Genomic DNA, 23,572 nt, shown 5'->3' with positions numbered 1-23,572 from the left:
TTGACCAGCCTTTAGTTATTTACCCTGTCACTTTCACCGCAGTGGCCGCTTTTTTCGCTCTCGCGACGGCTTCGTCCACGTTTTCCCCGGTCGCTAATGCCACGCCCAGACGACGGCTTCCGTCGATCTCCGGTTTGCCGAACAGCCGAACCTGCAAGCCTGCGCCTACCGCACCTTCGACGTTATCAAAGGTGACATTCTGGCTGGTCAGTTGCGGCAGGATCACCGCCGAGGCTGCCGGGCCGTACTGACGGATGCCGCCAACCGGCAGGCCGAGGAAAGCACGTACGTGCAGCGCGAACTCAGAGAGATCCTGCGAAATCAGCGTGACCATCCCGGTATCGTGCGGGCGAGGGGAGACTTCGCTGAAGATCACCTCGTCGCCGCAAACAAACAACTCCACGCCGAACAGGCCGTAGCCGCCCAGCGCCAGCACCGTTTTGCGGGCGATCTCCTGCGCGCGTGCCAGCGCCAGCGCGCTCATTCGCTGCGGCTGCCAGGATTCGCGATAATCGCCGTCTTCCTGGCGATGACCAATCGGGTCGCAGAAATAAACACCGTCCACGGCGCTGACGGTGAGCAGGGTAATTTCAAAATCAAATTTCACCACGCCTTCTACGATGACGCGCCCGGCACCGGCACGGCCGCCCTGCTGGGCATAGTCCCAGGCCTTGTCCAGCGTGCTGCTGTCGCGGATAAAGCTCTGCCCTTTGCCAGAGGAGCTCATTACCGGCTTAATGATGCACGGGTAGCCAATCTCCTCTACGGCCTGGAGAAACGCAGCTTTATCCCCGGCAAAACGGTAGCTGGAGGTCGGGAGCTGTAATTCTTCTGCCGCCAGGCGACGAATGCCTTCCCGGTTCATGGTCAGTTTTGCCGCTGTGGCACAGGGCACCACGCGCTGGCCTTCCTGTTCAAGGGCAACCAACATCTCAGTGGCAATGGCCTCAATTTCAGGTACCACGAAATCCGGTTTTTCGTCGGCAATTAACGCCCGCAGGGCATTACCGTCAAGCATATCGATGACGTGCGAGCGATGCGCGACGTGCATGGCGGGCGCATTCGCATAACGGTCCACCGCAATCACTTCCACACCCAAACGCTGGCATTCAATGGCCACTTCTTTACCCAGTTCACCCGATCCCAACAGCATGACGCGGGTCGCGGCAGGACGCAGCGCAGTTCCTAAACGAGTCATAAAAATCCCCCTGAAAAAGATGCGGGCAGTATAAACGAAAACGTTTGCGTATGTCTTGTATAGGGATAACCCGGACAGGGGAGAAATTTGCGCTTCTTTAGCACTGACAGACATTTCCTGACACCCGCTCGCTTAGGCTGTGAAGGTTATGCACTGTTACGTGAGGAAAAATATGTCAGGCTGGATGAATCAACTGCAATCCCTGTTGGGACAAAAAGGCTCGTCGTCCGGCGAGCAGGGTCTGAGCAAGCTGCTTGTGCCGGGTGCGCTCGGCGGGCTGGCCGGTTTGCTGGTTGCCAATAAATCATCGCGGAAACTGCTTACCAAATACGGTACCGGCGCGCTGCTGGCGGGCGGAGGGGCTATTGCAGGCTCCGTCTTATGGAACAAATACAAAGACAAGGTGCGCAACGCGCATCAGGATGAACCGCAGTACGGGAAGCAGGTTTCGCCGTTAGATTTACGTACCGAGCGCCTGATCCTCGCCCTGGTCTTTGCAGCCAAGAGCGACGGACATATTGATGCCAGTGAACGTGCCGCGATTGAACAGCAGATGCGGGAAGCGGGCGTTGAGGAGCAGGGCAGGGCGCTGGTGGCGCAGGCCATCGAACAGCCGCTCGATCCGCAGCGGCTGGCGCAAAGTGTGAAAAACGAAGAAGAGGCGCTGGAACTCTATTTTCTGAGCTGTGCTGCCATCGATATCGATCACTTTATGGAGCGCAGCTACCTGAACGCCCTGGGTGATGCGCTGAAGATCCCACAGGACGTTCGTGAGGGAATTGAGCAGGATATTCAGCAGCAGAAGCAGACCCTCGCGGGCTAGAAGGCCATGTTTCGCTTGCATCATACGCGTGTTTTGCCAACCTTATAGGATGTAAAACGAAAAAGTAAGAATGCCATGCCTCCAAAAGCCCGACGTACTCCTTATGCGATCACCACGCATGGCGATACGCGTATCGATAACTACTACTGGCTGCGGGACGATTCCCGTTCCCGGCCAGAGGTGCTCGACTATCTGCACGAGGAAAACGACTATGGCCGCCAGGTCATGGCCAGCCAGCAGGCGCTTCAGGATCAGCTCCTGAACGAAATGGTGCAGCGTATCCCCCAGCGTGATGTCTCTGCCCCGTGGTGCAAAAACGGTTATCGCTATCGCCATATTTATGAGCCGGGAAACGAATATCCCATCTACCAGCGCCAGTCTGTGCTAAGCGCCGAGTGGAACGAATGGGAGATCCTGCTGGATGCTAACAAACGTGCTGCCCACAGTGAGTTTTATACGCTGGGCGGCATGTCCATTTCCCCCGATAACGCCATTATGGCGCTGGCTGAGGATTACCTCTCCCGCCGCCAGTACGGTTTGCGTTTCCGCAATCTTGAAACGGGAAACTGGTATCCCGAAATGCTGGATAATGTCTCCCCCGATTTCGTCTGGGGTAACGATTCAGAAACGGTCTACTACGTTAAAAAGCATGCCTCAACGCTGCTACCTTATCAGGTCTGGCGTCATACGGTGGGGACCGATTCCGCCGATGATGAGCTTGTGTATGAAGAAAAAGACGAGACGTTCTACGTCAGCCTGCATAAAACCTCGTCTCGCCACTACGTGATTATCTTCCTTGCCAGCGCCACCACCTCTGAGGTGCTGCTGCTGGATGCCGAACTGCCGGATGCCCAGCCGCTGTGCTTCCTGCCGCGCCGTAAAGATCATGAGTACAGTCTGGATCACTTCCAGCACAGCTTTTACCTGCGTTCGAACCGCGAGGGCAAAAACTTTGGCCTTTATAAAACCAAAGTGCGCGATGAACGGAAGTGGGAAGTGTTAATTCCTGCGCGCGATCAGGTGATGCTGGAGGGGTTCACCCTGTTTACCGACTGGCTGGTGGTGGAAGAGCGTCAGCGCGGACTGACCAGTATCCGCCAAATCAACCGCAAAACCCGCGAAGTGGTGGGCATTGCGTTCGATGACCCGGCTTACGTGACGTGGATCGGCTTTAACCCGGAACCGGAATCGTCCCGCCTGCGGTACGGCTATTCGTCAATGACTACCCCGGACACGTTGTTTGAGCTGGATATGGACACCGGGCAGCGTCAGGTGATTAAACAGGCTGAGGTCCGGGGATTTGAGTCGGAAAATTATCGCAGTGAACACCTGTGGGTGACCGCGCGCGACGGCGTTGAAGTCCCCGTGTCTCTCGTCTACCACAAGGATCACTTCAACAAAGGTAAAAACCCCATCCTCATCTACGGTTACGGCTCCTACGGATCCAGCATGGACGCCGATTTCAGCAGCAGCAGGCTGAGCCTGCTCGACCGCGGTTTTGTTTATGCGATTGCCCATATTCGCGGCGGCGGCGAGCTGGGTCAGCACTGGTATGAAGACGGAAAATTTCTCAAAAAGAAAAATACCTTCAATGACTACCTTGATGTCTGCGATGCGCTGATCGCGCAGGGTTATGGCGATCCGCAACTCTGCTTTGGCATGGGGGGCAGCGCCGGAGGCATGTTAATGGGAGCCGTGGTAAACCAGCGGCCTGAACTGTTTAAAGGCGTTATCGCTCAGGTGCCGTTTGTGGACGTGGTGACGACCATGCTGGACGAAACCATTCCGCTGACCACCGGGGAGTTTGAGGAGTGGGGGAACCCGCAGGATGAAACCTATTACCGCTACATGAAAGAGTACAGCCCGTACGATAACGTCGAGGCGAAAGCCTATCCGCATATGCTGGTGACCACCGGCCTGCACGATTCCCAGGTGCAGTACTGGGAGCCCGCGAAATGGGTGGCGAAGCTGCGTGAGCTAAAAACTGACGATAATCTGCTGCTGCTGTGTACCGATATGGACTCGGGGCACGGAGGGAAATCAGGGCGATTTAAATCCTATGAAGGGGTGGCGCTGGAGTACGCCTTTTTGATTGGCCTGGCGCAGGATACGCTGCCAGGCCGCGCGGGAACTCAGGCTTCGCCTAAATAATGCTTCAGCGTCAGGCGCAGTTCCGGGCTCATTCTGTCGAGGTTGTTGTACAGCCAGCGCAGATAGCCCGGATCGTTGTCCGCCACTTCCGATACCGGTTTTCCACGATATTTACCGAACGTGAAGGTGGTCAGTAGGGCGGGGCGGCCGGTAATGGTCGCCATATCGTCCGGCGTCCAGCCGGAAGTATTCATGATATCAATCAGGAGCGCTGCGGTGATGTAGCAGTCATAGAGGGCGCGGTGATGATGCAGCCCTTCCGGCGTCCGCACGCTTAGTTTGCGCGACTTATACAGCGCCATATTGCTGTATTTGATCCCCGGCCACAGACGGCGCGCCAGCTTCATGGTGCAAATCCATTCACCGGGCATCTCCGGCAGCACGCGGCGGTCAAAGCTGGCGTTATGGGCGACATACCACTGGCTACCGTGGTAAAGAGGGATGATCTCTTCAATCCACGGCTTATCCGCCACCATCGATTCCGTAATGCGATGAATTGCCATCGCCTGCGCACTGATGGGACGGTCCGGGCGCACCAGGTGGCTCATTGGATTGACTATCTTTCCGTCAACCACGTCGACAGAGGCGACTTCCACAATTCCACCCTGCAAATCGCAGGTTTCGGTATCGATAACGCGCAGCATTGATCGCTCCTGATCCTAAAATGCCTAGCCTAATGGAATGATATCCCCTTGCCAACCCTGTCGGCCCAAAGAACCGGTTAACAGCAACTCTCCCTTATCGGCACGCACGATCAGCTGACCTTTTTCATCCCATAAGGCGCTACCGCTGCGCGCGTTCGCCATTAATACCGCGATGGCGTACTTATGCGCGAAGCGTTGTAACGAACTGATGGATTGCCGCCAGCGTTGCTCACCCACCGCCAGGCTGCTGGTGAACAGCGTTGCCTCTGGGTCCAGTTCCGGGGCGTCAGCCTGATTATCAACGATGGTTAACCGTTTATTGCCAGGAATAACACCCGCACCGTTACCCTGCGGATAACGCCGGATGGTCGACAGGTTAGGGGTGAATAGCGCGAGTCCTTTCTGTTGCTGGAGCGTAATACCGGCAATCACCGTGATGAAACGTGACTGCGCCGCGTGAAGGAGGGGGGCAAGCTGCAAATCGTCAGGGGGTGGGGGTAAGGTTGTTCCGCCAGGGCCAGTAAGCGAAAGCTCCGGAAAGACGACTAAATCGCACCCATGTGAGGCAGCCTCGTCAATAAAGTGCAGGTGATGTTTTACGTGCTCATCAACACAGTTGTGCCGCGGAGCATACTGAGCCGCGGCAATAGTCCATCGTGACATCGTGACTTCCTTATACACTAAGTCGCTGGGATTTTAAGATTACACCTAAATTTATCAGGGTTTTCTTATCCTGCCACATAACGCGTAAGGAAGTGTAACGGGACGTTAAGCTTATTTAACTTTAGGTTCGTACGGCAGGCGCGAGAGATTAACGGAGGCGAGGCGATGCGCAATAAGACGTTCGCGGAACCAGTCGCGCAGATGCGCGGGTTGTTCACGCTCTACCACTTCAGCCACGACGGGCATGTTGTAACGCTCTTTGAATGCGACCCCCGCGGCGGCGAGATCGACATTCACTTTGTCCATCTCGTCCTGAGGAAGGGCGGCCAGGTTAACGTTCATTTCCTTCTCCTTTTTCTGCGGCGGCAACGTTACCGCGATTGTTCAACGATGACAAGGGAGCAAAGGATGTTCCTCGACTCGTTAATTATACAGAGTTATTCTTTAGCATTCAGGCATAACGAAAAGGAATGATTGTGATGCACTTTACCCCTTCCCGCTTCGCGTGTGCGCTGGTGTTTCTGCTCTCTTCGGCAATCGCGCCATCAGCTCTGGCCCATGCGCACCTTAAGCAACAATCCCCGCAGGAAAATACCGTCGCGACGGCACCCGACGTCATTACCCTGAATTTCTCGGAAGGCATTGAACCTGCCTTCAGCGGCGTCGTGGTGACGGACGCGCAGCAGCACAAAATCCAGACCGGCGCGGTGAAGCGTGACGAGAAGGATAACGCAAAGCTGATTGTTCCTCTTGAGAAACCGTTGACGACCGGCACCTATACGGTGGACTGGCATGTGGTCTCCGTGGACGGCCACAAAACCAAGGGCAGCTATCACTTTAGCGTGAAATAGTATGCTGGCCCTGAGCTACGTAGCGTTTCGCTTTATCCATTTTGTTGCGCTGATACTACTGTTCGGCAACGCGTTATACAGTGTCTGGTTTGCACCGTCTTCGTTGCAGCGCCTCATGACGCAGCGTTTCCAGCGCCAGCAGAATATCGCGGCCTTAATCAGCCTGATGGCTGCTCTGCTGATGTTCGGCCTGCAAAGTGGGTTAATGGGTAACGGCTGGGGGGATGTCATTCGCCCGGCGGTCTGGCGCAGCGTGCTGGGCACGCAGTTTGGTGGCGTCTGGCTGTGGCAAATGGTGCTGGCCGCTGTGACCGCGGGCGCTGCATGGCTTACCCCGCAAAAGGGCTCACGTCTATTACTGCTCGCGATGGGGCAACTGGTGCTGCTGGCGGGTGTGGGACATGCCGCGATGAACGGTGGCGCGCCGGGTGCGTTGCATCGTCTGAACCATGCGCTTCACCTGCTCTGCGCCGCCACCTGGGTGGGCGGTTTACTGCCGCTGCTGTTCTGTATGCGGCTGGCGAAAGGCCGCTGGCAGCCAGCCGCTATCTTTACCATGATGCGCTTCTCCCGCGTGGGGCATTATGCCGTGGCGGGCGTGCTGCTGACAGGGATAATCAATACGCTCTTTATTGTGGGCATAGACGTGCCGTGGGAAGCGCCTTATGTACGGCTGTTGTTGTTCAAATGTGCGCTGGTCATCATGATGGTGGCAATTGCGCTGGCGAATCGGTATTTTCTTGTGCCACGCTTTCGCCCTGATGCCGGGCGGGAACAACAGATTTTTATCAGGATGACACAGGCAGAAGTGGTGCTGGGCGCGCTGGTACTGGCGGCCGTCAGCCTGTTCGCGACCTGGGAACCCTTCTGACAAGGTTTAATAACTTATGAAAAAGACACTGCTTTCTCTTTTACTTCTCACCTGTGCCAGCAGTGCGCTGGCCGCGCCGCAGGTCATCACCGTCAGCCGGTTTGAAGTGGGTAAGGACAACTGGGCATTTAATCGTGAAGAGGTCATGCTCACCTGCCGTCCCGGTAACGCGCTGTATGTCATCAATCCCAGTACGCTCGTGCAGTATCCGTTAAATGACGTAGCGGAGCAGCAGGTTGCCAGCGGGAAAAGTAACGGACAGCCTGTCAGCGTGATCCAGGTGGATGACCCGGCAAACCCCGGGCAGAAGAAGAGTCTGGCACCGTTTATTGAGCGCGCTAAAAAGCTCTGCTAGCCGTCAGGTTTCCAGTAAAAAAAAACCGCAGGTGCTTGTAAAAGCTCTGCGGTTTTTCACATTTAGTGATGTTCTGACGCTTTTTTTCAGACCACTTTTACTGTGGACTGGAAAACCTGACGTCGTCATCTATTCTTAAAGGGCAAGGCGATTGAGCCTGCATTAATGCCAACTTTTAGCGCACGGCTCTCTCCCAAGAGCCATTTCCCTGGACCGAATACAGGAATCGTATTCGGTCTCTTTTTATCTGCATGAAAATAAACGATAAAATCCGGTTTTCGTCTCAGCAGAAGGTTCACTTCCTGTGCGCCTGCTTCAAACATACCACAACCCGGCAGGCGTAAGTCCAGTCCTTTTTGGCTGTTTTGTTAAATTTTTGTTTGTATTTTGCCTGAGACGAGTGCGGGATCAATGCGCGCATGTACGGAAGCCGCAATATCATCAAGTAACGCAAAGCGGCGACGGTATTCGGCGCGTTTTTTGCTGGCAATCTCCTCCAGTGCTTTACGCTCCATCTGGAGCGGCAACTGCCAGCAGAAGGGGGAGAGTTTCTTTCCGTTCAGGCCTTCCCAGAACTCGTCGTAGCTGGCGTGAAAATGACGCCCTTTGCTCAGACGGTAGCGCAGCGCGCGGAAAACATGGCCTTCATCGCTGACGGCAAAAATCGCGCTGATGTTCGAGCGTGAGGCAAGCTGGAAGATCACCTCCATCAGCACGCGTTTCGGGAAAAGCCCATGGCAGGCACGGGTAGCCTGCTTAATCACCTCCCGTGAAACATGACGACGGGGACCCTGGAGGCCGCCGATCACCAGCACCATACGGCCGTTACTGCGTGCGACACAGAACGTCAGGCTGGCAAGCAGCGTGTTGTCATTGTCATGCAGCCAAAGCGTGCTTTCGCCTTCACGTTCAGCCTTACCTGCGGACGAGGCGTGGACGGTATAGATTTCGCCGTTTTTTGCCTCGAACCGGACAACCGGCACCTCTTGCGGATTGGTCAGCGCGTGGGTGAGGGCGGTATTTTTCAGACTATCAATCCACTGATAGTGGCTGACGATAGCATCGGCCCGGTCGTTTGAGTTCAGGCCACGCATCAGATACTGGCGGTGAGTTTTGCTCGGCAAGGTAATTTGAGAGGTGATCAGCCTGTCGAAATCATCGCGCCCGGATAGCGCCTCCAGCATGCGATGGGTGGAGGACCAGAATAAAAGCGAGCGCAGAAGGAACTTTAACCGGTAATCACGTTTGTGCCAGATTGGGCCGGGAACGCGTTTCCCTCTCACCAGTTCAGAAATAATATTTGTGCGATGCGGATAAAAAACATCGTTTTGCAGGTGTATGTTTGACACGTGAAAATCCCTCTTTTTATTCCGCACTATTTTAAAGGCCAGGGAATAAGGGATTAATAGCGCAGCGATCTTTATTTCCGGCTGGTTTATGGTTTGTTTGGATTCGCGATATCGATCGTCGGCTCATGACATTTTCTGTGGCAGCTATACTTCTTACAGGAGGCGTTATGTATCAGAAAATAGAGGGAGAACACTGGCGTCATGTCTGGGTTGTCAGCGATATTCATGGTTGCTATCAGTGGCTTATGGATGAGCTGAAACGACGGCATTTTAATCCTGCTTCGGATCTGCTTATCTCGGTGGGGGATATTATCGACCGCGGTCCCGACAGCGTGAAATGTTTACAGCTGATGCAGGAAAAGTGGTTTTATGCGGTACGCGGTAATCACGAGCAAATGGCGTTAGATGCGCTTGAAAATAATGATTTTAGTCTCTGGAAGATAAATGGCGGTAACTGGTTTACCGGGCTTACGGTCGCTCAACAAAAGCAGGCGAAGGATTTACTCGACGCGTGTCGGGACTTACCGCACATTATTGAAATAACCTGCAAAAACGGGCTGAACGTGATTGCTCATGCGGATTATCCCGCCGCCGAATATGCCTGGCATAAGCCGGTAGATGCCCAGCGGGTGCTGTGGGATCGCGACCGGTTAATGGGCTTTATGGTGGGTAAAGGGCAGGGCATTAGCGGTGCGGATCACTTCTGGTTCGGACATACGCCTGTGGACAAGCGCTACGATTTCAACAATCTGCACTACATTGATACGGGAGCGGTGTTCGGGGGCGTTCTGACGCTGGCGCAGCTTCAGTAATAAATAACCCGCCTTCGGGCGGGTTCTCTTTGGGTTATGCAAGACGCAAGACCCAGGCATCGGTTTTACTGTCGTAATGTTCACGGTACAGAACGGAATGTTCCCCATCAAGGATCGCCGGGACGCTGGTATCTGCATCCCAGGCGTCCAGTTGCATGCACAAATCCGGATCGGATTTGCAGGGAATACTTAACGTTCGTTCACCTTGTGCTTCGCCGCGCAATTCAGCGTCGTCGATTTCAAAAGCGCCAATGCGTACGCTGGTTTTCGTCATAATGCTCTCCGGTTTGTTGCCCAAAATCTGGTATGACCAGTGCAGTCATCCATTTTTGATCCTAGACAAGGAGAGCGAAATCGCCAGTAAAAAAATGCGTTTTTTCAGTCAGTGCGGCTGTTACCGGTAAACAGGCGACCATCGCGTACCAGTTCACGCGGATAGCTGTTTTTCAGCCGCGAGCCGACTTTTTTCGCCAGCCCGAGCGGATAGCCCTGATACGTCACAATGACTTCATCCTGTGACGGGCCGTCTTCCGGGTAAACGTCACGACCGCGATACCACTCTTCCGCTTCATGATGCGTCAGGGCGAAGGAGTTCTCATTGCCGGCCAGCGCAATGACCGCTTCGTGCTGCCAGCGATAGCCTTTGTTGTGGATCTCCGCCAGGCGAATACCGAGGCGGGAGAAACGCACCTTACCAATCAGCGGTTCGATGTTGACCGGGAACAGCCACAGCTCTTTGTCACGCATCCAGAGGCGCAGGCTCTCATCCCAGTGCAGTCCCACTTTGCTGGCAGCCGCTTGCGCCTGTGCCGCCTCACGGCCTTTGACCGGCGCGAACGGGAAGTTGCCGACCTTAAACTTAGGGACAGGCAGCGGATCGACGGCGCGGGTTTTACGCAGTCGTGCGACAAAGAACCCCTCGCAATCGTAAATCTGCGGGAAGACGTGCAGGAAGCCTTCAGGGGTGGCCGCGTGACTGGCCGAATCGAAGAGGGTGTCCAGCGGCAGAAACTCGACGGCATCCGCATAGCGTTGCCTGAGCCACAGGCAGACGTCCTCGTTTTCATCGCGATTCAGCGTGCAGGTGGAGTAAACCAGCGTTCCACCGGGGCGCAGGGCATGAAACGCACTGTCGATCAGTTCACGCTGCGTGGCGGCGATCTCCAGGTTGCTTTCAACGGACCAGTTTTTTAACGCATCAGGATCTTTACGCACTACGCCTTCGCCGGAGCAGGGCGCGTCGAGCAGGATGGCATCAAAAGCTTCCGGCAAGGCAGCGCCAAACACGCGACCGTCGAAGTGTGTTAACGCGACGTTGTGGATCCCGCAGCGGCTGATATTGGCGTGCAGGACTTTGACGCGGCTGGCGGAAAATTCGTTGGCGAGGATCGCGCCGCGGTTGTTCATCCGGGCGGCAATTTGCGTGGTTTTAGAGCCCGGCGCCGCCGCGACATCCATCACCCGCTCAGGCTGGTTTCCGTCGGCAAACAGCGCGGCAACCGGCAGCATGGAGCTGGCTTCCTGAATATAAAACAGCCCGCTCAGGTGCTCGGCGGTGCTGCCGAGCGGCAGGCTCTCCTCGTCATCCCGCTCGATCCAGAACCCTTCCTCACACCACGGCACCGGCGTCAGCTGCCAGCTGTAGGAGGAGACGAGATCCAGAAACGCTCCGACGCTGATTTTCAGCGTATTGACGCGAATACTTCGACGCAAAGGGCGCTGGCAGGCGGCGACGAAATCGTCGAAAGAGAGATGAGCAGGAAGCGCCTCGCGCATCTGTGCGAGGAATTGTTCAGGAAGAAATACGGAGTTTTGAGCCACGGGCACACCACAGGGAAACATTCAGGCGCGCAGTGTAACATAAAGGCTCCGGCGCGTTGACACCGGAGCCTGCGAGATTAACGCGGCAGCGCCGTTCCCCATTCGCGCCACTCTTTCGGTTCACTTTCCAGCAGCAGGAAGTGTTTTCCTGCCTGCGCCTTAGGCGCCAGAGGCGTGCCAGGCGGCGTCGCGAAGGCAATGCCGCCGCGAATGAACTGGTTAAAGGTCCCCGTTTTGACCACGCCACCGGTCAGGCCGAAGTCCAGCGAGTAGCCTGAAGCGAGCCAGAACACTGAGTTGTTGCGAACCAGATGCTGATAACGCTGGCTGATGCGCAGGCCGACCATCACGCGGTCGGACAGATTACCCAGCGTCAGGCTTGTTACTGTCCCCACTTCAATACCGCGGAACAGGACCGGCGTACCGATGCCCAGCGAACCGGCTTCCGGTACTTCAACCACAATGCTCAGACCGTCCAGATAACGGGAATCGGTGATGGTCGCCTCCTGCAACTCAAACTCACGACGCGCGTTGCCCCGACCCGGTTCAACGTTAATGTACGGCTGAAGTATGGTGTCGAGATGCTCAACCCCTGCGGCAGAAATTTGCGGCGTAACCACCGAGAAGCGCGAGCCTGCCCGGGCGAACGTCTGTACATATTCCGGATAAAGCACGGCGGTAGCCTGAACTTCATTGCGCGCGGTGATCAGCGTCAGCTTCTGAACCTGCCCGATATCAATTCCGAGATAGCGGATAGGCATGCCTTCTGCCAGTTTACCGGCATCAAAGGTGTGCAGGGTAATCTGTCCCCCGACGGCGCGCGCCGCGGTTTCAGACGGGAAGAGGATCCGCTTGTCACCTTTACGCATGTTGCCGCCCGCGCCGCTCAGGTTATCGAAGCTGATCGCACCGCGCAGGGCACGGGAGAGGGGAGACGCCTGTACGGTCAGCCCGTTGCCATTGAGCTGCACTTTCGCGCCGCCTTCAGCCCAGAACACGCTGTTTGGCGTGAGCAGCTTGCGATACTCCGGCTTGATATGCAGTTCGATATCAAACGCGTCCGCACGAGGACGAACGGTGATCACTTCTCCGACCTCAAACTTACGATAAAGCACGACGGAGCCTGCCTGGACATCCGGCAGCGTTTCAGCGCTTAAGGTCAGCGTGGTGGTCGGCAGGTCGCCGAGGCTGTTTTCAATGGCTTTGTCCAGATTGGCGAACAGTGGATAGCTCTCACGCAGCGCGCCTTTGCTGCCCGGCAGAATGCGGATCCCGCCGTTAACCCACTCGCTGGCGCTGGCGCCGAGGAACTCAACGCCGTCCAGACCCACCTTCACGTCGACCCGGCTGTTCACCACAAATTTACTGTCGCCGTGCACAAGGTTGCCGTACTGCGGATCGATGGCGGCGGAGAAGGAGACCCCTTTTTCCGTCAGCTTTCGTTCCAGAACCTGACCCACCTGCACACCGTGCAGGATTAGCGGTTGACCGGCTTCGATACCATAGCTTTCCGGCGCATTCAGCTTAACCGTCAACACGCCCGGTTTTTGCAGCAGAGCTTTATCCGCCGGCGCGATGACAAAGTTTTTATTCGGCGCACCTTCACCGGGGATCAGCTCAAAGGTGCTTCCCGTCAGCAGGGAACTGATGCTGGCGTCGCTGAGGGAGAGCTTCGGATTACGCAGCTCGATGCGTGTTTTTTCCCGCAGGAGGTCCACAACGCTCGGATCCACCGTCATTTCGCCGGTAACGGAGCCGCCCGCGTTGAGGGTTAATTTTGTCAGTTGCCCGACCTCTAAACCCTGGTACATCAGCGGGGTCGAACCGGCTTTCAGGCCTTTGGCATCCGGCAGGGTCAACTTGACGATGACACCGCGCTGGCTGTGTGCCAGGTCGGCGTACAGACCAAAGGTATCCTCTGCGGCGGCAGGGCTGGAGTCAGCAGGTGAGTCGAAGGCGATAGCGCCATTCACCAGCGCCGCCAGGCTCTCAAGCTTCACTTTCGCACCGCTTAAGCTCAGGTCGGCATCGACACCGGAGACGTTCCAGAAGCGGCTGCCTTTTTTTACCAGGTTGGTAAAACGGCGATCGATCAGTACATCAATGGTCACGCCATCTTTGTTCGGGTTAATGGCGTAGTCGTAAACGCGGCCAACCGGAATTTTGCGGAAATAGACCAGAGAACCACTGTTCAGCGAGCCCAAATCCGGCGCGCGGAGGTGGATCATCAGATCGCCGTTATTCAGCCGATATTTCGGCTGGGTATCCAGCGCAACAAAGTGATCCTGTGGCTCACCTTTGCCAGGCATCATGCCGATATAGTTACCGCCCACAAGCGCATCCAGCCCGGAAACGCCGGCCAGGGAGGCTTTAGGCGTGACCAGCCAGAACTGCGTTTCGGCGCGCAGGGCATCCTGCATGTCAGACTTAATGCTCGCCCGGACCTGGATTTTGTTCAGCCCTTTGCCGAGGGAAATATCCTGCACGGTACCCACTTCCACCCCCTGGAAGCGAACGGGGGTACGTCCGGCGACAATGCCGTCCGCAGACTGGAAATCAATCGTGATGGTACTTCCGCGATCTTCATAGCTCGTCCAGATAAGCCAGCCTGCGATCATCAGCGCGATGACAGGCAGCAACCAGAATGGCGAAATGCGGCGTTTTGTTTTAATTCTCGCTTCAGTCGGCGAAGCGGGCGTTTCCTGACTCATGTGCGTCCCAAAGTAAGCGGCTGTCCAGCCATTCCACTGCAAGAATAGTCAATATCACCGCAGAGCCGAAATAAAAAGCTGCGGGTCCCATGGTAAAAGCAAGTAACTGATCGCGATTGATGAGCGACATCATCAGCGAAATCACGAACAGATCCAACATCGACCAGCGACCAATCCAGGTCACGAATCGCAGAAGCAGGATGCGGGTGCGTAGTCCTTGTTCGCATTTAAAGTGAATGCTGATAAGTAGCGTAAACATCACCACCACTTTGGTAAAGGGCACCAGAATACTGGCGATGAACACAATGGCGGCAACCCCCACGTTACTGTGCGCCAGAGAGATAATCCCCGAAAGGATAGTATCTTCCTGTCGGGCGCCGTTCACATAAATTACGGAGATCGGCAGCATATTGGCCGGGAATAAAAATATCAGTGAGGCGATAAGCGCCGCCCAGCATTTTTGCAGGCTGTTGTTGCGCCGCAATCTTAACGGAATGTGGCAGCGAGGACACCTCCCGCGTTTATCCGGAAAACCGGTGTAATGGCACCCCAGGCAGACGCGCAGGTTTTCATCAGGCCGGGTCGCGGGACGCTGAGGGTAAAATCGCTCCCAAAGCTGTTCAACATTCAGATGAATCAGGGTCAAAATACTCAGCAGGACCAGTGAAATAAACGCAAAAAGGCCAATGCCGGGTTGTAAAAACGCATAATCCTGCACCTTAATGGAGGCCACGCCGACGCCCACCAGATAGATGTCCAGCATCACCCACTCCTTGAGCTTTTCCAGCATGAGCAGGACAGGGCGCAGGTTCATCCCCAGAATGTTGCCAAACCACAGGTAGGCAATTGCCGCGACCAGCACCAGCGGTGCGCCGACGACGCAGAACAGCACCATAGCGCCGGTGAGCGGATCGCCCTCGCGCGTCATCTGCCAGATCCCCTGCAATACGTTAGCGTCAATACGCACGCCAAGCAGGTAGAGCTTTAACAGCGGCTCGGTCCAGGCGAACGGCATCAGCAGCAGCATGGTAACCGCCATTGCCGCCAGACGCGTCAATGACCAGTCCCGGCCGTCGCGAATTTTGGCATCGCAGCAAGGGCAAAAAGCACTTTGGTGCGATTTCATCTTCGGCAACATAAAAAGCGTATCGCACTGGGGACAACGCTGATAATGTGCACGAGGCAGAGCCTGGCTTACCGTACGGACAACGATCTTTCTTGTCGGCGTAATTTGGGGTGTTTTTAGGGCCATCAGTCGCACACAGATAAGTATTGTTGAAAGTTATAATAACTCATGAACGGATTCATCTTGAGCATGAGCGCATTTAATGCTTATTTTAATAGGCTATGCGGTAATTATGTAAGATAACTAAGTGATTGAATAATGAACAAAACAGAATTCTACGCGGATCTGAATCGCGATTTTAAGGCATTAATGGCAGGGGAAACCAGTTTCTTAGCCACTCTGGCAAATACCAGTGCGTTACTGTTCGAACGCCTTTCTGGCGTGAACTGGGCGGGCTTTTATCTGCTGGAAGGCGACACGCTGGTGCTGGGGCCTTTCCAGGGGAAACTCGCCTGCGTACGCATCCCGGTAGGTCGCGGCGTGTGCGGTACCGCAGTGGCGACCCGTCAGGTTCAGCGTGTCGAAGATGTACATGCGTTTGACGGCCACATTGCCTGCGATGCCAGCAGCAATTCTGAAATCGTACTGCCGCTGGTGGTTAAAAATCAGATTATTGGCGTTCTGGATATCGACAGCACGGTCTTCAGCCGCTTTACTGCCGAGGATGAGCAGGGGCTGCGCGCGTTGGCCGCAAACCTGGAAAATGTTCTGGCAGAGACCGATTATCATAAATTCTTTGCGAGCGTCGCAGGATAATCAACGGATAACGTAGCATTTACTGATAGCGTCATTATAATGTCGCCTGTTCATGCCTGCGCTTGTTGGCAACGTCCGTTGTAATCAGGAAATTTCATGGAAAATCAACCTAAGTTGAATAGCAGTAAAGAAGTTATCGCATTTCTGGCCGAGCGTTTCCCGCAGTGCTTCAGCGCTGAAGGTGAAGCGCGTCCTCTGAAAGTCGGTATCTTTCAGGATCTGGTCGCGCGCGTTGAGGGGGAGATGAACCTCAGCAAAACGCAGCTTCGTTCTGCCTTGCGCCTTTATACCTCGAGCTGGCGTTACCTGTACGGTATCAAGCCGGGTGCGACCCGTGTCGACCTTGACGGCAACCCGTGTGGTGAGCTGGACGAGCAGCACGTAGAACATGCGCGTAAGCAGCTTGAAGAAGCTAAAGCTCGCGTTCAGGCACAGCGTGCTGAACAGCAGGCCAAAAAACGCGAAGCCGCAGCGTCAAACGGTCAGGAAGACGCCCCTCGTCGCGAGCGTAAACCGCGTCCGGCACCGCGTCGTACTGAAAATAACGATCGCAAACCGCGTGCTGACAAACCAGCAGCTAAAGCCCCACGTGCGCCGCGCGAAGAGCCGCGCCACACCCCAGTTTCGGACATCAACGCCCTGAGCGTAGGTCAGTCTCTGAAGGTTAAAGCGGGTAACAATGCGATGGATGCCACCGTACTGGAAATCACCAAAGATGGCGTTCGTGTACAGCTGACTTCTGGTATGTCAATGATTGTACGCGCAGAACACTTGTTGTTCTGAAACGGAGGCCGAGCCTGGCATGAACACTTTTTTTAAGCTCACCGCGCTGGCTGGCCTGTTTGCTATAACAGGCCACGCTTTCGCTGTGGACGATATTACGCGTGTTGATCAAATTCCGGTTCTTAAGGAAGAAACTCAGCACGCGACGGTGAGTGAGCGCGTGACGTCGCGCTTTACTCGTTCGCACTATCGTCAGTTCGATCTCGATCAGGCCTTTTCGGCCAAAATCTTTGACCGTTATCTGAACTTGCTGGATTACAGCCATAACGTACTGCTGGCCAGCGATGTCGAACAGTTCGCTAAACGCAAATCCGAAGTGGGTGATGAGCTGCGCTCCGGAAAGCTGGATCTTTTCTACGATCTGTACAACTTATCGCAAAAGCGCCGTTTTGAGCGTTATCAATACGCGCTGAAAGTGCTGGAACGTCCGATGGACTTCACCGGCAACGACACCTTTAATCTGGACCGCAGCAAAGCGCCATGGCCGAAAGATGAGGCTGAACTGAATGCGCTGTGGGACGGAAAAGTCAAATATGACGAACTGAGCCTCAAGCTCACAGGCAAAGACGAGAAAGAGATCCGTGAGACGTTAAACCGTCGCTACAAATTCGCAATTCGTCGTCTGGCGCAGACCAACAGTGAAGATGTTTTCTCGCTGGCGATGACCGCGTTTGCGCACGAAATTGATCCGCACACTAATTATCTCTCTCCACGTAACACCGAACAGTTCAATACCGAAATGAGCCTGTCTCTGGAAGGTATCGGTGCTGTGCTTCAGATGGATGATGACTACACCGTTATCAACTCCATGGTGGCCGGTGGCCCTGCGTCGAAAAGCAAAGCGATCAGCGTAGGCGACCGTATTGTCGGTGTAGGTCAAACCGGAAAGAGCATGGTGGACGTGATTGGCTGGCGACTTGATGACGTAGTTGCGCTGATCAAAGGGCCGAAGGGCAGCAAAGTTCGCCTGGAGATCCTGCCTGCCGGAAAGGGGACCAAAACCCGTATCGTTACTCTGACCCGTGAGCGTATCCGTCTGGAAGATCGCGCGGTGAAAATGTCGGTGAAAACCGTGGGTAAAGAGAAGGTTGGCGTTCTGGATATCCCTGGTTTCTACGTCGGCCTGACCGATGATGTGAAAGTGCAGCTTCAGAAGCTTGAAAAGCAGAATGTCAGCAGCGTGATCATTGACCTGCGCAGCAACGGCGGCGGGGCATTGACCGAGGCCGTCTCGCTCTCCGGGCTGTTTATCCCGTCTGGCCCGGTGGTTCAGGTGCGCGATAACAACGGTAAAGTGCGTGAAGATGCCGATACCGATGGCGTGGTCTACTATAAGGGGCCGCTGGTGGTGCTGGTCGATCGCTTCAGCGCCTCTGCATCGGAAATCTTCGCTGCTGCAATGCAGGATTACGGCCGGGCGTTTATCGTCGGCGAACCGACGTTTGGCAAGGGCACCGTTCAGCAGTACCGCTCTCTGAACCGTATTTACGACCAGATGCTGCGTCCTGAATGGCCGGCGCTGGGCTCAGTACAGTACACCATTCAGAAGTTTTACCGTGTTAACGGCGGCAGTACGCAGCGCAAAGGCGTGACGCCGGACATCATGATGCCGACAGGTACCGAAGAGACGGAAACGGGCGAGAAGTTTGAAGATAACGCGCTGCCGTGGGATAGCATTGATGCCGCGACATTCGTGAAATCGGGTGATATGAAACAGTTCGGTCCGGAACTGCTGAAAAATCACAACGATCGCATCGGGAAGGATCCGGAATTCCAGTACATCATGAAGGACATCGCGCGTTTCAACGCTCTGAAAGCGAAACGGAACATTGTCTCTCTGAACTACGCCCAGCGTGAGAAAGAGAACAATGAAGATGACGCGACACGTCTGGCGCGTATCAACGATCGCTTCAAACGTGAAGGCAAGCCTCTGCTCAAAAAACTGGACGATCTGCCTAAGGATTACCAGGAGCCCGATCCGTATCTGGACGAGACGGTGCATATCGCGCTTGATCTCGCGAAGCTGGAAAAAGAGAAACCTGCCGTACAACCTGCTCCGACAAAATAATCCCCCAACAGGCACAAGAAATTGTGCCTGTTTCTTTTTGTTCCTCATCCTTCCGTCAGGCAGATTTCCAATTGTGTAAAGTTGTGTCTTTCTGGTGACTTACGCCGTCTGGATGCTTGAAAATAGCCGCAATACCCATACGATGTGGGTAATCGCATAGTGCGTTTTGTTAAACTGAGGTTAAAAGAATATTATGATGCGAATCGCGCTCTTCCTGCTCACCAACCTGGCGGTGATGGTGGTATTCGGGCTGGTGCTAAGCCTGACGGGAATTCAGTCGAGCAGCGTTCAGGGTCTGTTGATTATGGCGCTGCTGTTTGGTTTCGGTGGCTCTTTCATTTCACTGCTAATGTCGAAGTGGATGGCACTGAAATCCGTGGGCGGTGAAGTTATTGAGCAACCGCGTAACGATATGGAGCAGTGGCTGATGAGCACGGTTGCTCAGCAGTCAAAGCAGGCAGGCATTGCCATGCCACAGGTAGCCATCTACCACGCGCCGGATATCAACGCGTTTGCTACCGGTGCGCGTCGTGACGCGTCCCTGGTGGCCGTCAGCACCGGTCTGCTGCAAAACATGAGCCGTGACGAAGCGGAAGCGGTTATTGCTCACGAGATCAGCCACATCGCTAACGGCGATATGGTCACCATGACCCTGATCCAGGGCGTGGTGAACACCTTCGTTATCTTTATTTCCCGTATTCTGGCGCAGATTGCTGCCGGGTTTATGGGTGGCAACCGTGATGAGGGTGAAGAGAGCAACGGTAACCCGCTGATCTATTTTGCTGTTTCAATGGTGCTGGAGCTGGTGTTCGGTATCCTGGCAAGCATCATTACCATGTGGTTCTCCCGTCATCGTGAGTTCCACGCGGATGCCGGTTCTGCGAAACTGGTGGGTCGTGAGAAGATGATTGCTGCGCTGCAACGTCTGAAAACCAGCTACGAGCCGCAGGAAGCAAACAGCATGATGGCCTTCTGCATCAATGGTAAATCAAAGTCGCTGAGCGAGCTGTTTATGTCACACCCGCCGCTGGATAAACGTATTGAAGCGCTGCGAAGCGGCGAATACCTGAAGTAATCCCGCCGGATGAAAAAAACCGGGCAGGAGACAATCTCCGCCCGGTTTTTTTATGCCTGCGCCTTTGGCTGGGTCACACGAAGGCCGCTAATGATAGCCGCGAGGGTCGCCAGTGTCCCTGCGGTAATCAGCGCAACGTGTGTCGCATTTTGCCCGGCAAGGTTAAACATCAACGCCACCATTGCGGCCCCGGTGCTTTGCCCTAACAGTCTTGCCGTACCCAGCATCCCGCTGGCACCACCGCTGCGATGACGTGGGGCAGAGGTGATAATTGTGTGGTTGTTAGGTGACTGGAACAGACCAAAACCTGCCCCGCACAGGATCATGCGCCAGATAATATCCAGATCCCCCGGCGAGGAGGGCAGGAGCGACAGCGCAAACAGTCCTGCTGCCATGACGATCAGCCCGATAGCCCCCAGCAGTCCGGCATGAACGCGCTCAATAAGGTACCCGGCCAGCGGGGCCATCACCATGGTTGCCAAAGGCCAGGGTGTGAGCAACAAGCCTGTTTCCACTTCCGAACGGCCAAGCACGCTCTGCAAAAAGAATGGCAGCGCAACCAGCGCCAGCATCTGGGCGCAGAACGAGCAAATGGAGGTACAAATTGATAGCGAAAACAGCGGGATACGCAGCAAATCGACCGGCAGTAACGGCACGGGCAGCGCCAGCTGGCGTCGTACAAAGAAAAAGCCGATGATAAGCAGGGCAACGATTTCTGCGGCAATGAGCGACAAAGACTGTCCCTGCGCAAATCCGCTCAGCGCAGTAATCAGCAGGCCAAAGGTCAGCGCGTTCATCACAGCGCTGGGCAGGTCAAAACGTGGCATGGTGTTTTTCGGACCATTTTCCGGAAGATAGCGCAGGGCGAAGAAGATCGCCACAATGCCCAGCGGCACGTTAATGGCAAACAGCCACTGCCACGAGGCAACGGACAGAATGGCGGCGGCAATCGTCGGCCCGGCGGCGGACGACACGGCCACAATAAAGGAGTTAATGCCCATGCCGCGCCCCAGATGGCGATGAGGATAGATAAGCCGTATCAGGGCCGTGTTCACGCTCATTAGCGCCGCACCGCCAAAACCCTGTGCGATACGCGCAAGCGTAAGGGTGTGCAGTGAATCGGAAAGGGCACAGAAGAGCGAGGTGAGAGTAAAGACCACCAGCCCGCACTGATAAACCCGGCGATAACCAAACATATCGCCCAGGAAAGAGAGTGACAAAAGGGAAATCACAATCGCTATCTGGTACGCGTTCACAATCCAGATGGAGCTTGCCGGAGAAGCATTAAGGTCTTTGGCAATGGTAGGAAGAGCCACATTGGCAATCGCACCGTCAAGGACAGCCATCGAAATGCCGATGACAATAGTGGCAATTGCCCCGTACCGCTGGGGTAAGGGCAGGCCATCAGAAACGTTTTTTTGCATGGGAAAAGAATGACTCAGTGTGAAATTATTTTCAGAGTAACTATTTTAGCATCGTTATTTCGGTTTTATGTCGCAGATTTGTAACGAAGTAAACCCAGATAGATTGCAGCGCGCATCACACGAATTTATAATAAAAACCGGTTCTGATTTTTATAAAACACTCTCCATGAGGTGATAAATGGCAATCGCAGATTTGGATAAGCAGCCAGATTCTGTTTCTTCCGTGCTGAAGGTGTTTGGCATCTTGCAGGCGCTCGGAGAAGAGCGTGAAATTGGTATTACAGAGTTGTCGCAGCGTGTGATGATGTCGAAAAGCACCGTTTATCGCTTTTTGCAGACGATGAAATCATTGGGTTATGTCGCGCAGGAAGGAGAATCAGAAAAATATTCTCTGACCCTGAAACTGTTTGAATTGGGCGCCCGCGCCTTGCAGAACGTGGATCTGATCCGCAGCGCTGACATTCAGATGCGTGAACTTTCGCGGTTGACGAAAGAGACCATTCACCTCGGCGCACTGGATGAAGACAGCATCGTTTACATCCACAAAATTGACTCCATGTACAACCTGCGCATGTATTCACGCATCGGTCGTCGTAACCCGCTGTACAGTACCGCAATTGGTAAAGTCCTGCTGGCCTGGCGCGATCGTGAAGAGGTTAAGCAAATCCTTGACGGTGTGGAATACAAACGCAGCACCGATCGCACGATTACCAGTACGGATGAACTACTGAGCGTGCTGGATAAAGTGCGTGAGCAGGGTTATGGGGAAGATAACGAAGAGCAGGAAGAAGGGTTGCGCTGCATCGGTGTGCCGGTGTTTGACCGCTTCGGCGTTGTCATTGCGGGACTGAGCATCTCTTTCCCAACGCTGCGTTTCTCCGAAGAGCGTCTTCATGAGTATGTGGCAATTCTGCATACCGCAGCGCGCAAAATTTCAGAGCAGATGGGCTATAACGAATACCCGTTCTGATCAATGCCTCCAATAAAAACGCCGCACTCTTGCGGCGTTTTTGTAAGCGAAATTTAGCTCTGATTAGCCGTTATCCACCACAACAGATGATTTACGCAGCACAGGACAGTTGGTTAACCCGATGATCCCGCTGTCGGAATGGATGTACTGAGCCGTGCTTACCCCCTGGGCGGTGAGATATTTACACTGAATACCCAAACCCGCGGCATTCTCTTTGCTTCCCATTAATATGCCATACCCACTTAACAGCAGGCCGATCCACACAAGTGCCAGTACAATTATCGTACGAACGAGTAAACGCATCGATGCCTCTTTTTTCTTTGTTGTCATGGAGTAAGCGTAACGGGTTTACGCAGTGAAACAAGTGCACGATTCCGAAAAGCGTCTGTTGAAGGTACAGTTAGCCCCTGTTTAAGATAGCCGTGATAACCTGGCTACATCAGGTCATAAGACGGAGTGTGGAGTGAAAAAAATACGCTGGGTAATTCTGATTATAGTGCTGATAGCATGCGTGGTGCTGTGGACGCAGACTATCAATGTGATGTGCGATCAGGATGTACAGTTCTTTAGCGGCATTTGTTCAATCAATAAGTTTATCCCCTGGTAGTGGCTATTTTTGCACTGAGCGATGTCCTTACGTGGCTGCAGTGGTAAAATGACTGTTTTTACTGAGGTGGTGAAATGGGTGAGTTAATGAATTCGGGGCTGCTGAGCATTGCATCCCTGGTAATGTCTTTAGTGGTGCTGGTCGTTGGACTGGTGCTGTGGTTCTTCGTTAATCGCGCCAGCTCCCGCACAAACGAGCAGATTGAGCTGCTGGAAGCATTGCTCGATCAGCAGAAACGGCAGACTGCGTTGCTGCGTCGTCTGTGCGAAGCCAACGAGCCGGAGGAGAAAGCGGTGCCGAAGGAAGCTGATGCTCAAAAACAAGACGAGGAAGAGTTCATTCGCCTGGTGGCCGAACGATAGTCTGCCCGGAACGGGGAGGTGGCCTGACGTGCGGCGTAAATCTCCTCCCTTATCAAATGAGACCCATAACATCCCAACATATAATTAAGCAGCAGTTAACTACTGTTTCAGTATACTGAAAACTGGCGAATATTTATCCTTATACAAGTCAT

25 protein-coding genes are annotated in these 23,572 nt (G+C 54.5%); 13 read left to right on the top strand and 12 right to left on the bottom strand.

Annotated features, from left to right (window positions below):
* Positions 1-19: 19 nt before the first annotated feature.
* Positions 20-1,198 (bottom strand): formate-dependent phosphoribosylglycinamide formyltransferase, encoded by a 1,179-nt coding sequence (purT, locus tag ACOTX2_RS00535; protein WP_022648471.1) that lies wholly within the window; start codon positions 1,196-1,198, stop codon positions 20-22.
* A 172-nt stretch (positions 1,199-1,370) separates the two neighbouring features.
* Here purT and ACOTX2_RS00530 point away from each other — a divergent pair, with 172 nt between their 5' ends.
* Both ACOTX2_RS00530 and ptrB read left to right on the top strand, forming a co-directional pair.
* Positions 1,371-2,021 carry a tellurite resistance TerB family protein gene (locus ACOTX2_RS00530; protein WP_022648470.1) on the top strand — a complete coding sequence of 217 codons (651 nt, stop codon included), beginning with the start codon at positions 1,371-1,373 and terminating at the stop codon, positions 2,019-2,021.
* Between the two features lie 75 nt (positions 2,022-2,096).
* Positions 2,097-4,172 carry an oligopeptidase B gene (ptrB, locus tag ACOTX2_RS00525; protein ID WP_063147812.1) on the top strand — a complete coding sequence of 692 codons (2,076 nt, stop codon included), beginning with the start codon at positions 2,097-2,099 and terminating at the stop codon, positions 4,170-4,172.
* Here ptrB and exoX read toward each other — a convergent pair.
* The 3 genes from exoX to ACOTX2_RS00510 form a co-directional block, all read right to left on the bottom strand.
* Entirely contained in the window at positions 4,154-4,816 is a 663-nt protein-coding gene (gene exoX / locus ACOTX2_RS00520; RefSeq protein WP_022648468.1) for an exodeoxyribonuclease X, read from the bottom strand. The genes ptrB and exoX overlap by 19 nt on opposite strands.
* Before the next feature lie 24 nt (positions 4,817-4,840).
* Positions 4,841-5,479 (bottom strand): nitrilase-related carbon-nitrogen hydrolase, encoded by a 639-nt coding sequence (locus ACOTX2_RS00515; RefSeq protein ID WP_045623249.1) that lies wholly within the window; start codon positions 5,477-5,479, stop codon positions 4,841-4,843.
* Positions 5,480-5,590: 111 nt separating this feature from the next.
* Positions 5,591-5,821: a DNA polymerase III subunit theta gene (locus ACOTX2_RS00510; protein WP_003859784.1), complete on the bottom strand. Its 231-nt coding sequence runs from the start codon at positions 5,819-5,821 to the stop codon at positions 5,591-5,593.
* A gap of 137 nt (positions 5,822-5,958) precedes the next feature.
* On the opposite strand from ACOTX2_RS00510, the gene yobA reads away from it, so the two are divergent.
* Genes yobA through ACOTX2_RS00495 form a run of 3 tightly spaced genes read left to right on the top strand, consistent with a single transcriptional unit; the run spans position 5,959 to position 7,556 of the window.
* Positions 5,959-6,330, top strand: a complete 372-nt coding sequence (gene yobA / locus ACOTX2_RS00505; RefSeq protein ID WP_063147813.1) for a CopC domain-containing protein YobA — start codon at positions 5,959-5,961, stop codon at positions 6,328-6,330.
* A 1-nt stretch (position 6,331) separates the two neighbouring features.
* On the top strand, positions 6,332-7,201 hold the full coding sequence (gene copD, locus ACOTX2_RS00500) for a copper homeostasis membrane protein CopD (RefSeq protein ID WP_023300432.1): 870 nt from the start codon (positions 6,332-6,334) through the stop codon (positions 7,199-7,201).
* 16 nt (positions 7,202-7,217) lie between these two features.
* Positions 7,218-7,556: a YebY family protein gene (locus tag ACOTX2_RS00495; RefSeq protein ID WP_022648464.1), complete on the top strand. Its 339-nt coding sequence runs from the start codon at positions 7,218-7,220 to the stop codon at positions 7,554-7,556.
* A 125-nt stretch (positions 7,557-7,681) separates the two neighbouring features.
* On the opposite strand, the gene ACOTX2_RS00490 is transcribed toward ACOTX2_RS00495, so the two are convergent.
* Both ACOTX2_RS00490 and ACOTX2_RS00485 read right to left on the bottom strand, forming a co-directional pair.
* On the bottom strand, positions 7,682-7,879 hold the full coding sequence (locus tag ACOTX2_RS00490) for a hypothetical protein (RefSeq protein ID WP_032609507.1): 198 nt from the start codon (positions 7,877-7,879) through the stop codon (positions 7,682-7,684).
* 45 nt (positions 7,880-7,924) lie between these two features.
* A complete protein-coding gene (locus tag ACOTX2_RS00485) occupies positions 7,925-8,905 on the bottom strand; it encodes a VirK/YbjX family protein (protein WP_063147814.1) in 981 nt (326 codons plus the stop codon).
* A 167-nt stretch (positions 8,906-9,072) separates the two neighbouring features.
* On the opposite strand from ACOTX2_RS00485, the gene pphA reads away from it, so the two are divergent.
* Positions 9,073-9,717 (top strand): protein-serine/threonine phosphatase, encoded by a 645-nt coding sequence (pphA, locus tag ACOTX2_RS00480; RefSeq protein WP_063147815.1) that lies wholly within the window; start codon positions 9,073-9,075, stop codon positions 9,715-9,717.
* Positions 9,718-9,751: 34 nt separating this feature from the next.
* Here pphA and ACOTX2_RS00475 read toward each other — a convergent pair whose 3' ends face one another.
* The 4 genes from ACOTX2_RS00475 to yebS all read right to left on the bottom strand — a co-directional run bounded on the left by ACOTX2_RS00475 (position 9,752) and on the right by yebS (position 15,501).
* Positions 9,752-9,991 carry a YebV family protein gene (locus ACOTX2_RS00475; protein WP_006811010.1) on the bottom strand — a complete coding sequence of 80 codons (240 nt, stop codon included), beginning with the start codon at positions 9,989-9,991 and terminating at the stop codon, positions 9,752-9,754.
* A gap of 104 nt (positions 9,992-10,095) precedes the next feature.
* Complete coding sequence (gene rsmF / locus ACOTX2_RS00470) at positions 10,096-11,559, bottom strand: 16S rRNA (cytosine(1407)-C(5))-methyltransferase RsmF (protein ID WP_063147816.1); 1,464 nt, start codon at positions 11,557-11,559, stop codon at positions 10,096-10,098.
* 56 nt (positions 11,560-11,615) lie between these two features.
* Positions 11,616-14,249 (bottom strand): PqiB family protein, encoded by a 2,634-nt coding sequence (locus ACOTX2_RS00465; RefSeq protein ID WP_022648460.1) that lies wholly within the window; start codon positions 14,247-14,249, stop codon positions 11,616-11,618.
* Positions 14,218-15,501 (bottom strand): membrane integrity lipid transport subunit YebS, encoded by a 1,284-nt coding sequence (yebS, locus tag ACOTX2_RS00460; protein WP_022648459.1) that lies wholly within the window; start codon positions 15,499-15,501, stop codon positions 14,218-14,220. Before yebS ends, ACOTX2_RS00465 begins: the two co-directional genes overlap by 32 nt.
* 132 nt (positions 15,502-15,633) lie before the next feature.
* On the opposite strand from yebS, the gene ACOTX2_RS00455 reads away from it, so the two are divergent.
* The 4 genes from ACOTX2_RS00455 to htpX all read left to right on the top strand — a co-directional run bounded on the left by ACOTX2_RS00455 (position 15,634) and on the right by htpX (position 20,057).
* Entirely contained in the window at positions 15,634-16,131 is a 498-nt protein-coding gene (locus tag ACOTX2_RS00455; protein WP_023306473.1) for a GAF domain-containing protein, read from the top strand.
* Between the two features lie 96 nt (positions 16,132-16,227).
* Positions 16,228-16,914 (top strand): RNA chaperone ProQ, encoded by a 687-nt coding sequence (gene proQ / locus ACOTX2_RS00450; RefSeq protein WP_063147818.1) that lies wholly within the window; start codon positions 16,228-16,230, stop codon positions 16,912-16,914.
* A gap of 19 nt (positions 16,915-16,933) precedes the next feature.
* A complete protein-coding gene (gene prc / locus ACOTX2_RS00445; protein WP_421625867.1) occupies positions 16,934-18,982 on the top strand; it encodes a carboxy terminal-processing peptidase in 2,049 nt (682 codons plus the stop codon).
* Between the two features lie 193 nt (positions 18,983-19,175).
* Positions 19,176-20,057: a protease HtpX gene (gene htpX / locus ACOTX2_RS00440; RefSeq protein ID WP_003859899.1), complete on the top strand. Its 882-nt coding sequence runs from the start codon at positions 19,176-19,178 to the stop codon at positions 20,055-20,057.
* A 50-nt stretch (positions 20,058-20,107) separates the two neighbouring features.
* Here htpX and ACOTX2_RS00435 read toward each other — a convergent pair whose 3' ends face one another.
* Positions 20,108-21,481, bottom strand: coding sequence for an MFS transporter (locus tag ACOTX2_RS00435; protein ID WP_022648456.1), 1,374 nt, complete (start codon positions 21,479-21,481; stop codon positions 20,108-20,110).
* A 178-nt stretch (positions 21,482-21,659) separates the two neighbouring features.
* Between ACOTX2_RS00435 and kdgR the strand changes: the two genes are divergently transcribed.
* Positions 21,660-22,451, top strand: a complete 792-nt coding sequence (gene kdgR, locus ACOTX2_RS00430; RefSeq protein ID WP_022648455.1) for a DNA-binding transcriptional regulator KdgR — start codon at positions 21,660-21,662, stop codon at positions 22,449-22,451.
* 63 nt (positions 22,452-22,514) lie between these two features.
* Here the strand turns inward: kdgR and ACOTX2_RS00425 are convergent, their stop codons facing one another.
* Positions 22,515-22,754 (bottom strand): YobH family protein, encoded by a 240-nt coding sequence (locus ACOTX2_RS00425; RefSeq protein ID WP_032624062.1) that lies wholly within the window; start codon positions 22,752-22,754, stop codon positions 22,515-22,517.
* Between the two features lie 160 nt (positions 22,755-22,914).
* Between ACOTX2_RS00425 and mgrB the strand changes: the two genes are divergently transcribed.
* Positions 22,915-23,058, top strand: a complete 144-nt coding sequence (mgrB, locus tag ACOTX2_RS00420; RefSeq protein ID WP_003859906.1) for a PhoP/PhoQ regulator MgrB — start codon at positions 22,915-22,917, stop codon at positions 23,056-23,058.
* Positions 23,059-23,132: 74 nt separating this feature from the next.
* The gene (locus tag ACOTX2_RS00415) at positions 23,133-23,420 is read left to right on the top strand and encodes a YebO family protein (RefSeq protein WP_023300358.1); all 288 of its coding nucleotides are present in this window, start codon (positions 23,133-23,135) and stop codon (positions 23,418-23,420) included.
* Positions 23,421-23,572 lie beyond the last annotated feature (152 nt).

Origin of the sequence: Enterobacter cloacae complex sp. IR5412 (assembly GCF_049237385.1) — a bacterium.
Classification (GTDB): Bacteria; Pseudomonadota; Gammaproteobacteria; order Enterobacterales; family Enterobacteriaceae; genus Enterobacter; species Enterobacter intestinihominis.
The sequence above is the reverse complement of the archived record's forward strand: the minus strand, read 5'-3'. Positions and strand labels throughout refer to the sequence as shown.